General features: G+C 48.8%; 8 protein-coding genes. 4 read left to right on the forward strand and 4 right to left on the reverse strand.

The window, feature by feature from the left end:
- Positions 1-414 precede the first annotated feature (414 nt).
- From Q1K76_RS09310 to Q1K76_RS09325, 4 genes are read left to right on the forward strand one after another with little or no spacing between them, the layout of a single operon-like run.
- Positions 415-3840, forward strand: a complete 3426-nt coding sequence (locus Q1K76_RS09310; RefSeq protein WP_300132816.1) for a TonB-dependent receptor — start codon at positions 415-417, stop codon at positions 3838-3840.
- A 40-nt stretch (positions 3841-3880) separates the two neighbouring features.
- The gene (locus Q1K76_RS09315; RefSeq protein WP_258326999.1) at positions 3881-5635 is read left to right on the forward strand and encodes a RagB/SusD family nutrient uptake outer membrane protein; all 1755 of its coding nucleotides are present in this window, start codon (positions 3881-3883) and stop codon (positions 5633-5635) included.
- A 12-nt stretch (positions 5636-5647) separates the two neighbouring features.
- Complete coding sequence (locus Q1K76_RS09320) at positions 5648-6607, forward strand: phosphodiester glycosidase family protein (protein ID WP_300132819.1); 960 nt, start codon at positions 5648-5650, stop codon at positions 6605-6607.
- A 6-nt stretch (positions 6608-6613) separates the two neighbouring features.
- Positions 6614-8482, forward strand: coding sequence for a choice-of-anchor Q domain-containing protein (locus tag Q1K76_RS09325; protein WP_298663798.1), 1869 nt, complete (start codon positions 6614-6616; stop codon positions 8480-8482).
- A gap of 181 nt (positions 8483-8663) precedes the next feature.
- Here the strand turns inward: Q1K76_RS09325 and Q1K76_RS09330 are convergent, their stop codons facing one another.
- The 4 genes from Q1K76_RS09330 to Q1K76_RS09345 all read right to left on the reverse strand — a co-directional run bounded on the left by Q1K76_RS09330 (position 8664) and on the right by Q1K76_RS09345 (position 12929).
- On the reverse strand, positions 8664-9944 hold the full coding sequence (locus Q1K76_RS09330; RefSeq protein ID WP_300132822.1) for an AbiH family protein: 1281 nt from the start codon (positions 9942-9944) through the stop codon (positions 8664-8666).
- Between the two features lie 42 nt (positions 9945-9986).
- Positions 9987-10655 carry a hypothetical protein gene (locus Q1K76_RS09335; protein ID WP_258326995.1) on the reverse strand — a complete coding sequence of 223 codons (669 nt, stop codon included), beginning with the start codon at positions 10653-10655 and terminating at the stop codon, positions 9987-9989.
- A gap of 186 nt (positions 10656-10841) precedes the next feature.
- Positions 10842-11720, reverse strand: coding sequence for a carbohydrate kinase (locus Q1K76_RS09340; RefSeq protein ID WP_087407691.1), 879 nt, complete (start codon positions 11718-11720; stop codon positions 10842-10844).
- 30 nt (positions 11721-11750) lie between these two features.
- Positions 11751-12929, reverse strand: a complete 1179-nt coding sequence (locus tag Q1K76_RS09345) for an MFS transporter (protein WP_241147791.1) — start codon at positions 12927-12929, stop codon at positions 11751-11753.
- Between the last annotated feature and the right edge of the window lie 54 nt (positions 12930-12983).

Consider the following 12983-nt stretch of genomic DNA (forward strand, 5'->3'; position numbering starts at 1 on the left):
TCGTTTGTGGATACCGCCTTTTTTTGATTGTTGCAAATATAAAGCGGAGAGATTTATTTATCAATATTTATATTTTAATTGTTTGATAAAAATTATATTCTTTTGAATAATAGCTGTTTAAATGTGGTTCCGAAAAAACGCATTGGCTCGGAACAAAAAACGATGTTATTTTTGAAGCCTCGTTGTTGTGGTTGCCGGGCCGTTAATCGTCCTATTTATACATTGCAATGGAAAAACCTTTTATGTCTAATAAAAATATAGTTATGTGTATGAAGAAAATAGTTTGAATTTTGAATCTAATACTTGGAACCAAGTCTGTTTGAGTTTTTGAGGAAAGAGTAAAATGTTTTTAGTGTAAATAGTGTTTAACTCTATGTCTTAATCTATATGAATAAAAAATATTTAATATCATGTTTGCTTAGTGCTTTTTTGACGATACCCCTATTCGGCCAGAATGCAAAGCTGACTCTGAATCTGAAGAATGTGAAGGTAGAGAATGTTTTGCAGCGGGTGGAGAGCCAAACCGATTATCGATTTTCCTACAATGAAAATCTGGTCGATATCAATAGAAAGGTATCCATATCGGTCAACAATGAGAACATAAACGAGGTACTGAAAAAGATATTTGAAGGTACGAATGTTCAATACTCGATTACGGGAAACCAGATTGTTTTGAAGGTTGTTCCCAAAACGGAAAATAAAAAGGTAGAGGTAAAAGGTCGGGTGCTGGACGAGAATGGCGAGTCTATGCCGGGCGCGACGGTTGCCGTCGAAGGTTCTTCCATCGGTACATCGACCGATGTCGATGGCTACTTTTCGATTTCGGTGCCGGCAGGTTCTTCTTTGAAGGTTGCTTCGATAGGTTTCAAGACACAATATTTTGCGATAAACAAGCCGACCAACCTGAAGGTCGTGATGCAGGAAGACAGACAGCTGCTCGATGAGGTTGTAGTGGTGGGCTATGGTACCCAGAAGAAGGTAAACCTGACCGGCGCCGTAGCTACCGCATCGAGAGATCTGCTGGAAAACAGACCCATCGGTAACATCGCCCAGGGATTGCAAGGTCTTGTTCCCAACCTGAACATTACGTTTAACAGCGGTCAGCCGAATGAGGAGGCGAAAATCAACATCCGCGGTAATACTTCGTTGAACGGTGGTGAAGCCTTGATATTGGTCGATGGGGTCGAAATCTCCGACCTGTCGTTGATCAATCCTCAAGATGTGGAAAGCATTTCGATATTGAAGGATGCTTCGTCGGCGGCAATATATGGAGCTCGTGCCGCTTTTGGTGTGATGTTGATAACGACCAAGAAGGGGAGTGCCAAGCAGAAAGCCAGAATATCGTATTCGAACAACTTCTCCTGGAGCACGCCGGCTCGGCTGCCCGAGATGCCTCGAGCCGATGTCTGGGCCGAAATGTGGAACAAGGCCTACGACTATGACAACCCCGGTACGTACTATTTCAACGAGAAGTTTATGGATGCCCTTAGAGCCCATATAGCCGACCCGGCCAACAATCCGCCGATATTGGTCGATACCGAGGGTATTCAGAATGCCATCTACACCCCCGACAATCCCGGTTGGGCCTATGTAGGGAATACCGATTGGCTCGATGCCTTCTATAAAAAGGCGGCTTTTATGCAACAGCACAATGTAAGCATCTCGGGCGGGACCGAGAGAAATAGGTATTATGCCTCGGTCGGCTACAAGGACCAGTCGGGTATATTCCGTTTCGGCAACGACAAGTACAAGCGGTTCAATCTGTCGTTCAATTTCGATACCAAGGTCTTCAAGTGGTTAGACCTGGGAGTCTCTACCCGCATGAACTATATCGAAAGCGACGAGCCCTACATGGACAATCAGGGGTCGGACCAGGTGACCTGGTTTTACGAGGTGTACCGCATGTTCCCCACGTTGTCGATCTATCTGCCGAACGGCGATTTTGCCGGTTTGTATCTGAATAGCGGTAACTACAACGTGGCCGGGCGCATGGCTTTGGCCGGCAGGAATGTCGAGGATACCTGGGACCAGTGGTATACGGGGCGCTTCGACATACACCCGTTGAAGGGACTCTCTATCAAGGGAGACTATTCGTGGAACCGATATTCGATTGGAAATAAGATACATCGCAAAGAGATGACGCAGACTTTCCCCGAAGGCCGGACTCCCTATTTGGTAGAGACCCCCAACTATGTGACAAACAGCAATTCGAACAATATATACAGTGCGTTCAACGTGTGGGCCGAGTACAAGAAGGTCTTTGACGATGCACACGATTTCAACATTATGGTGGGTTATAACCAGGAGGAGAAGACCTATTCGTCCACGTCGTATACAATGACCGACCTCTATCTGAACGATCTGCCGGTGTCCGATCTGACCATCAACTACAAGACCAATAGCGAGGTAATCGATATATGGAGAATACAAGGCATGTTTTTCAGAATGAACTACAATTACAAGTCGAGATACTTGCTGGAGTTGAACGGCCGTTACGACGGTTCGTCGAAGTATGCCAAGGATGACCGATGGGCCTTCTTCCCCTCGGCATCGGTGGGATGGAGACTTTCGGAGGAACCCTTCTTCAAGCCGTTGACGAAGGTCGTAGATAACTTGAAATTCAGATTTTCAATCGGTTCGCTGGGCAACCAGGTGACCGACAGCAACCACTCCTACATGTCTATACTGACGGGGGTGTCGATGGACAATTACATGATGAACGGTTCGATAATCAATGCCTTGAATATTCCCTCGCTGCCGAGCCTCGTCTCCTGGGAAAAGGTGGAGTCGAAGAACCTGGGTTTGGATTTTACGCTGTTTAAGAATCGGTTGTCGGGCTCGTTCGACTATTACATACGAGATACGAAAGGAATGGTCAGAGAGATTACATTGCCGGCCGTATTGGGAACGAGTGGCGGCAAAAAGAATCTGGCCGACATGAGAACCACCGGTTGGGAACTGGAGCTTACCTGGCATGATAAAACGGGAGCCGTCCTGAACAGTCCGATCAGTTATCATGTGACTTTGGGATTATCGGACTATCAGGCCGAGATAACCAAATACGACAACCCCAGCGGCTCTCTGGCCGACGGCATGTACTACAAGGGTCAGAAGTTGGGCGAAATCTGGGGGTATGTGACCGATGGGTATATTATCGACGACTTCGAGGCCGACAAGATGAACTACGTACAGAAGTTTATCTCGACGAAGTGGTATCCCGGAGATATCAAGTACAAGGACCTGAACGGCGACGGCGTAATCGATAACGGTAATGTGACGTTGAGCAATCCGGGCGACAAGACAATTATCGGTAACTCTACACCTCGCTATCGCTACAATATTCAAGGCGGTATCGAGTGGCATGGACTCAGTGTCAGAGTCTTGTTCGAGGGGATAGGCAAAAGAGACATGTGGACGGGCAGCGACCAGTTCTGGGGATTCTCCAGAGGAATATACAACTCGAACGTGACTCAGTATCACATAGACAATACCTGGACGTACGAGAATCCTACCGCCTATTATCCGCGGTTGAATGCCAATGGCAATAAACGCAGCAAGCAGGTTCAGACCAAGTATCTGCAAGATGCTTCGTACATCAGGTTGAAAGATTTGACGATTGCCTATAATTTGCCCAAGAAGTGGGTGAGCCGTATAAAAGCCGAGAATATAAATATCTATTTAAGTGGCTTGAACTTGTGGGAGAAGACACATATGCCGCCCTTCATGACTCCCGATATTGTCGATCAGATAACAGTCGACAAGAGTCTGCAGAGTGAGAATGCTGGAAAAGAGTATGCCTTTATGAGAAGCTATTCGTTTGGCATAAATATTACGTTTTAGAGTATAGTGAGTAGAATCGATAAAGATAAGAATCATACATATGAAAAAGAATTGTTCATTATTGATTTTGATTATAGCAGCAGCGATGAATAGTTGCGACTATTTGGATACTATTCCAGGCGATGCGATTGACAATAATACCTTTTGGAGTACTGCCAATGCTGCCGCTTTGGAGCAGTATTGCAATTTATATTATCCCAAACTGATCAAAGGTCATGGCGATCCGCAGAGTTGGACAATAGGCGATATGATTAACTCGGAATACCAGTCGGACAATCTGCTGGGCTCGGCTCCGAGCATAATCACATTTGGTCAGAACACGGTGTTGACCAGCAATAGCGACTGGAGCTGGTCGGTGGTTCGTGGCTGTAACGAGTTCTTGACCAATTATGAAAAGTCGCCGGCATCGATAAGCGATAAACGAAGATATGCAGGAGAGATGCTCTTTTTCAAGGCATTCGACTATTTCAATAAAGTGAAGCTGTTTGGCGATGTGCCTTGGTACGATGGGGTGCTGACGGCCGAGTCGCCCGAGTTGTATAAAGGACGCGATTCCAGAATACTCGTGATGGATTCCATACTGAGTACCATCAACCGGGCTATCGAGTTTTTGCCGCGAAAGACGGCTGTCTATCGGGTGAGTCGCGACGCAGCGTTGTTGCTTAAGGCCCGAATCTGTCTGTACGAAGGCACCTATCGCCGATACAGAAATATCGACGACGATGTTCGATTCCTGGAAGAGGCCTATGCAGCTGCCGGTGAGTTGATGGAGTATGGCTATTCGTTGTACGATGCCGCCGGCCCCGAGAACAGCTACTTCGAGTTGTTCATACAGGACGATTACAATGCCAACAGCGAAATCATACTCTCGAGAGAGTACGACCCTTCGATAAACATGGGACACCAGGTTACCAACTCGATACCCTATGGCGAGTTGGGCATGAGCCGGGATTGCTTCGAGGAGTATCTGTGTGCCAACACCGGTCTGCCTATTTCTATCTGTGGGTGTCACAACCCCGATATGGGATATATCGCAGAGATGAAAAATCGCGACGGCCGCCTGTTGCAGACCCTCTGTATCCCCGAAGAGGGAAATCCCAATGCCCGGTATTTGTTTAAGGATGGTTTGGGCGGAGCTCCCAATATATTCTCGATATTACCCTCGTCGGAGACTCGCACGTTTTACGGGGCATCGAGCACCGGTTATGCCATGGCAAAATTCTATAAGAAGGAAGAGCATTTGATTGGAAACTTCAAGGGCGGGACCGATGCCCCGGTGATGAGGTATGCCGAGGTATTGCTTATCAGAGCCGAGGCCGGTGCCGAGTTGGGCAAGGATCCCGAACTCGACAAGACAATCAACAAGTTGAGAGCCCGGGTCGGTTTCCCGTTCCCGCTGACCGAGAATCCGGTCGAAGACCCCAATCTGGTTAAGGAGTATCCCGATATTAAAGGGCCCAACAAGAATCTGATTCGGGAGATTAGACGCGAGCGCCGCATCGAACTCTTTGCCGAAGGGTATCGTTGGGACGATGTGTGCCGCTGGAATGTGGGTACCATCGTTTACAACAAAGTGAGACGAGGTGCCAAAATGGACCCGACGCTGTACACGCAGGATGAGATAAATACCATTAGCGATTTGGTAGGTTTCGATCAGGACGGTTTTATCACACCGTATGCCAAGCGGGCTACTTACAGCATGAATTTCACGGAGAAAAACTATTTGTACAATGTTCCGCTCGATGAAATCTCGTTGAATCCTAACTTATTACCTAACAACCCGGGCTGGGAATAAAACAGAACAGATATGAATACCTATTATTTGAAGACAAGCACTATATTTTTTGTATTGAATTTTATCGGCCTGTTTGCTCTTTGCAGTTGTGCCGAGAACGAGGTAGAGAATCCTCACAAGGGAGCCAAACTGCCTATTATGCAAAATATCGCCGACAATGTTCCCTATATTCAGTCGGTCGACAAGGAGGACTCCTACCAGTTGGTCGATGGTATCAATATCGTAGATGTAACCTTTACGTATTGTCGCAAACCGACCAGAATGCTTATTGCCGAAATAGACCTTACCAAAGATGTGACGATAAGTGTCTCTACCCCGGACAATCTGGACGAGGTGGGCTCGAAGTTGCAGACCGTAGCCGAGCAGGCCATGTGTGCCGAGGCGGCCGGCAAGCATGTCTATCTGGCTACAAACGGTGACTATTTTTCAGAGTCCTCGACTACGGCCGGCACCTGGATTCCGGGTGGTTTGGTCTATAAGGATGGGAAAGCCTTGTGGACTACCCTGGGATATGAAGCCGATCATGCCTTCTATATCTTGAAAGACGGAACGGCCCATATTTCGACCATCGAAGAGTTTAAGGAGAACGAGGCTAATGTGATGAGCGCCTTGTCGGGCTGGCAACGGATGATGATCGATGGAGAACCGGTCAAGAAATTCAGTGTGAATGATAATGCCATGGAGTTTCATCCGAGAACATTTGTGGGTGTATCAAGAGATAATCTGAAGGTTCAACTGTTTGTGCTGGATGGCCGGCAGCCCAACTATTCCAATGGAATGAGGTTGGAAGATTTGATTCTTCTATGTCAAGGAGCCGGCTGTTATCAAGCCTTGAATCTCGATGGAGGAGGCTCGACAACGATGGTCAAGAGAACCGAGACCGGAGGGCAAGTTTCGTTTGAGTTGATGAATACCCCTTCGGATAATCCGGTGAGAGAAGTATTGAATGGGTTAGTTGTAATAAAAAAATAAGGGACTATGAAACTGATTTTTAGATTAAGCGCATTTATTCTTTTAGCAACCATGTTGCTGTCGTGCGATGATGATAACATTGAGCAAAAATTGGATCCGGGCATAGAGATAACCGACGAGTTGGTCGTTGGTCCTACGGCGTCGAGAAATGTAATCATGCTGAAGTCTACCTATCCGTGGTATGCCGAGTCTTCGGTGTCGTGGATAAAGATGGTTCGTTACAGAGGGCAGTATCTGAAACCCGATTCCATAGTCATGGAGGTTCAGGAAAATCCGAATATGGATTTGCGTGAAGGCTGGATCGAAGTACGGTTGATGGACCAGATGTCGACCAAGGTGCATGTTATCCAAAACGGTCGGGGCAGTTTGATAACCCTCTCGAAAGAGAAAATCATATTCAATAAAAACGGAGGTGAGGCTGTTATTGATGTGGCCACGAAAGTAGAGTGGGAGCCGGTTACCGAGGGCCTGGAGGGTGTCACTGCAACCAAACTCAGCGAGAGCCAGTTGAAGGTGGCGGTTTCGCCCAATAATACCGGTAATGAAATCACGAGAGAGTTGATTGTTCGCAGTGCCGACGGTACCACCGAGTCGCGATTGACCATCGTTCAGGCCAATGTAGAGAACATTTTGTCGATACCGTTGAATGCCGAGGATAAAGATGTGCTGCTCGAAAAGGCTGGCGAAGAGCTGGTAATTCCCGTTTCGCTCAATGTCAACTATCAATGTACGGCATCTAACGACTGGATTAGCATTCTTGAGGCTCCGACTTTTGAGGGTGATATTGTTCAGGACATCAATATCAAGGTTTCGGTATCTCAGAATGCAGGGATAGAAGAGCGATGGGGTTACGTGTGCGTCAAGAGCTCCGACGAAACGGCTACCGATACTTTGTTTATTTCGCAAAAAGCTCGTAGTCAACGTGTCTATGTGAAAGCTGGAGTCTCTGGTGGCGACGGTACCAGTTGGGAACGAGCCTTTGGAACCGTAGAAGATGGTGTAGCCGCATGTAGTAATTATGGCGATATGGATTTGTGGATTGCCGAAGGTGAATATGTGTTGAAAGATTATCTGACCTTGAAGAGAGGCATCAATGTTTATGGCGGTTTTGCCGGCAATGAAACCAAGTTGAAAGACCGCGATATGAGTAAAAAGTCGGTGCTGAAAGCAGCTCCGGCAAATACGTGGTCGTCGATTTATGCCTATGACCAAACCGACGAATGCTATGTAGATGGCTTTGTATTTACCGGTTCGGTGAGCTCACAAGGTTTGGGTACTATCGAAGCCTATGACAACTGGGTATTCCGCAACTGCATTATCACCGGTAACAATACTACGCGAGATGCCGGTGGATACTTTAGCAAATGTAAGTTGTACAACTGCTTGATTTATGGGAACAATACCATTAACAACTCGTCGACCGTAAACTCGCAGGGATCGAAGATATACAATACGACCATTGTCAACAATACGAGTGGCGGTAGCAGTAGCGGTTTGAGAGCTGGAGCCGGAACCGAAGTCTATAATACGGTGATATGGAACAACAAGCACACCAATGGCGAGAATAACAATGGGTATCTCGATGCTCAAGGCTCTTGCTTCTTCAAGAACTGTGCGATAGAGGGATCATTCTCCTTCAATAATGCTCCGTCGAGCACCGATGGCTCTATTATCCTCGGTTCGGAAAATATGGCAGCCGACGGCCCCAACTTTGTATCGCCCGAGAATGGCGATTATTCACTCCATGTTACCTCGCCTTTGATTGACAAGGGTGCCGAATGGTCCGACTTTAATCTCTATTTCGACATCCTGGGTCACGATAGAAGTTGGAACGGTCATATAGATATAGGCGCTTATGAATACATAGGTAAATAATGATTATATCCTTCTGAGAGCGAGGGGCTGTATCGGGGCGAAAGCATCGGTACAGCCCCTTGCATGTTATGGGTATTTTAGAAATTGTCGAAAGGTAAAATCGGGATGAGAGGGTGTGTATGGGGTTGAAAGCCATACACTATCGTTTCTACTGTGGGTGAGGTGCGATGGTCGTACGGTTCTAAAGGGTTTCGCAGAGGGTTTTGTTTACCACTCTGTCTCGCATCAGTTTCATATCGGTAAAGTTCCGGCTTATATTCTGGACAATCTCCAGATAGTTGTCACTGCCATCTTCCTGCCGGTGATAAAAAGGCTTTATCGAGATACGGTTCTTGTGCTCGAACAGGGTGTTCAAGAGAGTCCTGTCGGAGTTTCCGCACGAATGCCCCATGATGTAGACCTGGTAGGGTGCCGACTCGATAAAGGCCAGCATGTTGCGATAGTTCTGGGTCTCGAGGTATCGTATCGATTTGATATTCCGCAAATGCTCGTTGTTGTTGAGTTTGACGATATTTCGGTAGTTGTCGTCGAGCTCGTCGCCATAGCCGAAGATGATGCTTTGCGGGTCGTTTAGCTGACCGTGAATGTGGTCGATGGGAAACCAATATGCGAGCTTCTTGTCTTGGGGCAGATAGAGGTCGGCCGTGCGGGTGTAGTTGAAGTTCAGCAACATCAGCCGGGTGGGAGATAACAGGACTTCGGGAATGTCGTGGCTGTCGATTGCAGATTCGATACCGAACTCCTCGATTTTGTCGCCCCACTTCCGAGAGAATCGATTCATGGCCTCGATGTTTTCTGCTCTTTTGTCCCAACCGAGCTGTTCGCCAATGGAAATATATGACCCGTCGGCCTCTCCGAAATACCGCGAACGAATGAAGTCGACCAGTTGCGAGCGGGCACCGATGGCAATCTCGTCGATGCGGATAGGGGCCAATATTTTTTCTTTCAACGCTGGCTTTACAATCGACTCGTCGATATTCGACGATTGAACGAGGGTGAGGTATTCGACCAATTTCGACTTCACGATTTCAAACTCTTTGTTGAGCTTTTCCGGGCATTCGAAGTATTCGTGATTCAAAGCCTGGTAATATTCGTTTTCAATATCGACCCAGCCTTTCGATTCGATAGATTGGCAGATTTTTTGGAAGAAGACGCTATGTTGTTGGAAATCGCAGAGGGACGTGTCTGAGCGAGCAATATCTACCATCCCATATTTTAGATGTTCCATATCTTTTTCGGGTAATTTATAACACCATGGAATCCAACGCCAACTAGCAAGTTTAACACTCTCTTTGAGAGTGAAAGAACATAAGCCATCGGTTTCTTTTTTATCACCACTACTTGATAATCGTATGTTCCATTGCTCCCAATACCAGTCGATGAAATTTTCGTATCGGGTCGCAAGGCCGTGTGCCAGATCAAAGCCATTACCTACGAGGATAATTCTATGGATTGCACTCATTTCACTGGTATTTATATAGGTCGTTTTCTCTGTCTCTACCCCTTATTTGAGTAGAGCGTCATACACTTTTTCGGGGACGGATGGTAGTATCTGGCGCAGCTGGGCGAGTATCCGCTCGCGCGACTCTTGCGGCGTGCGCTCGGGGTGACACGACTCTTTGCCCCAAAGCGTCTCGGGAGTGGTGAGCAGCGACCAGCCCCACCCATATTCGCGCCCGTGACGGTCGCGGGGGTAGACAAAATCTTCGGTGACGATGTAGCCCCCCATCTCGAGGCGGGTGATGTAGGCATCGAACCGGCTGCGCATTTTGGGCCCGTTGAATCCGCATGCCGCGCGTAGTTCGCGGGTGATGAGGCTGCCTTCGCGCCGCAAGGTATCGAGTATCCCCTCTTCGATGGTTCCCTCTGCCGGGTAGGGGAATCGGCTGCGCCGGTAGTTGCAGAAGTCGGGCCACCACGTCCGGCTGACGAATGCCGCCTTACGGTCGAAGAATTTGCCGTAGGCGCAACCGCTCTCCTGCAAGATAGTCCCTTTCCACTGCCAGAGGGGCCACTCCCATCCGCCATCGGGCAGGGGGGCATATTGGCACTCTTCGTCGGTCACCTCCTCGGCCGACCAACCCGCGATACCCATGGGCAGCAAGGGCAAGAAGCCCACTCGATTGATGTAGTCAATCAGTTCGGCACAACTGTGTAACCGCTCGTCCTTCATACGCAAAACCTCCAACTCCCTTATCGTTTCCCGCGCCGTGTTCGGGATTGTGCCACCGGGTGCACAGCCGCAAGCACCATAAACGCTTTGCCGATAAGTAATAACAAAGTTACGATTTTAATCGTATCGAAGGTCATGCTTTGTGAGAAAATGTGTAGTCATTAGCCGCGGGAAGGGATGAAGTAGTTACGCCGTCAGTTGGGCGGGTAGGAGAGGCATGGCGCCATTTTGGGTGCAGACGTAGGCCGAGGTTTGTACGGCGAGGTGGTGTGCCTCGGTTACACTCTTGCCTTTCAGGAGGGAGGCGATGAAGGCGGCAGTGAAGCTGTCGCCGGCCCCTACGGTATCGGCAACCTCGACCTGGGGGGTGGGTTGGAACGACACGTGGCCGGGGGTGAATACGTAACTGCCGTTGATGCCGCAAGTGAGTATGAGCATCTTCAGGTTGTACTTCCCGAGGAGTATCCAACATTTGTCTTGCAGGTCTATGCCGGGGTAGCCGAACATGCGGCTGACCAGAATGAGCTCTTCGTCGTTTATCTTCAGTATGTTGCACCGCTTCATGGAGTTGCACAGAATCTCCTTGTTGTAGAAGCCCTGGCGCAGATTGATGTCGAAGACGATGAGGGTATCGTCGGTTTGCGGCATGGCGTCGAGAAAGCGGTTGATGGTGCTGCGCGATACCACACTGCGTTGGGCCAGGGAGCCGAAGCATACGGCTTTTGTGTTTTCGGCCAAGGCTTCGAGGTGGGCGGTGTAGGGTATGTTGTCCCACGCTACGTTTTCCTTGATTTCGTATTGCGGGATGCCGGCTTGGTCGATATCGACCTGCACGGTGCCGGTGGGATAGGGTACTTGGGCAATGTGGTGGTTGAGCCCTTTGGAGGCGAAGTTTTCTATGATTTCTTTGCCTAACGAGTCGTCGCCTATGGCACTTACTACGCAGCTCGACAGTCCGAACTGGGATACGTGGTAGGCAAAATTGGCCGGGGCTCCGCCTATTTTCTTGCCTTCGGGCAGCATGTCCCACAGGGCTTCGCCCATTCCTACAACTATGTCTTTCATGGGGTTAGATGCGATTGGGGTTAACGGTGATTATATGTTTTTAATTTTCAGCGTATAGTAGAGCAGATAGACGACTCCGACCGTCATCACGGCCACGGCTCCGATTTGGCCGATGGCATCGGCTGCATAACCCATGGCCAGGGGGAAAACCGTACCGCCGAAGAGGCCCATGATCATGAGGCCCGACACTTCGTTTTTCTCTTGTGGTGCATAGACGAGTGCTTGTGAGAATACAATGGAGAATATGTTGGAGTTGCCGAACCCGATGAGGCCGATGCCGATGTATAGCGGTGTGAGGGTGTTGCAGATAAACAGGATGCACATGCCGGCCAGCATCATCAGTACGCTTATGGCAAAAAAGAGTTTCGGCGAGATGGTGCGCAGGATGAATGCGCCGAGGAAACAGCCTATCGTACGGAATATGAAGTAGATGCTGGTGGCGAATCCGGCCTCTTCGAGGGGGAGTCCCAGTCGTTCGATAATGATTTTGGGGGCTGTTGTGTTGGTTCCTACGTCTATTCCCACGTGGCACATGATGCCGATGAAGCAGAGCAGAATGAAGGGGCGGCCGAGCAGTTTCAGGCAATTCCCTATGCTGGATGCCTTGTCGGGCTTGTCTTCGTCGATAGGGGTTGCTGCCAGCAGCGAGATGGCCAGGAAACAGATGACGGCATAGATTACGAACAGAGCTCTCCAGCCCAGGCCGAAGGTGGGGAATATCGTGGTGGCTCCCCAGGCGGCCAGTATGGGGGCCAGGAACGAGGCGATGGCTTTTACAAACTGGCCGAAGGTGAGGGTCGAAGCCAGCTTGTCACTGCTTATCAGGTTGGTTACCAACGGGTTCAGCGAGGTTTGCATGATGGCGTTCCCGATACCGAGCAGTGAGAAGGAGACCAGCATGACTATGTAGCTGTCGCCGAACGGCGGGATGAGCAATGAGGCAGCTGTCACGACGAGGCTGATGAGAACTGTATTTTTCCGACCGATTTTGTTCATCAACATGCCGGTAGGAACCGAGAAGATGAGGAACCAGAAGAATACGAGCGAGGGGAAGAGGTTGGCCTGCGAGTCGGTTAAGCCGAGATCTTTTTGTACATAGTTCGATGCCGTGCCTACGAGGTCGACAAATCCCATGGCAAAGAAGCAGAGCATCACCGGGAGGATCTGCAGCAGGAACGATTTGCGATTGGTGACAAGCGATTGAGTCATAGCCATAATTATTATAGTTTTATTTTTTATGATTAACTCCTTTTGTGGGGCCTA

Origin of the sequence: uncultured Barnesiella sp., from assembly GCF_946496565.1 — a bacterium.
GTDB lineage: Bacteria > Bacteroidota > Bacteroidia > Bacteroidales > Barnesiellaceae > Barnesiella > Barnesiella merdigallinarum.